This is a genomic window from Parvimonas sp. D2, assembly GCF_035282635.1.
GTDB lineage: Bacteria > Bacillota > Clostridia > Tissierellales > Peptoniphilaceae > Parvimonas.
Genome location: NZ_JAYKBO010000098.1, coordinates 1 through 242, shown reverse-complemented (window position 1 = coordinate 242; position 242 = coordinate 1). Strand labels below are relative to the sequence as shown.

Below are 242 nucleotides of genomic sequence, written 5' to 3'. Positions count from 1 at the left end.
CAATAATACCAGGCTGCGTGATGAAATATTATTGATGATACTTGCTGTTTCATTCATTTCTACCATGAAGGTTGATTCTCCTCCACTCAAATTATCACTGGCACCTACACGCGTAAATATCTTGTCTGTTAAAGGAATTTGAGCCGATGATGCAGGTACAAAACTTCCCATATGCGCCATTAAGGTAATAAGCGCTGTTTGCCTAAGTATGGCACTCTTACCACTCATATTCGGACCGGTAA

The 242-nt window shown here is 40.5% G+C and carries 1 protein-coding gene; it reads right to left on the bottom strand.

Going from position 1 to position 242, the window contains the following annotated elements; translation table 11 throughout:
- Positions 1–242, bottom strand: a 242-nt coding sequence (locus VJI77_RS07710) for a MutS-related protein (protein ID WP_323989014.1), incomplete at both ends; no start/stop codon positions are given.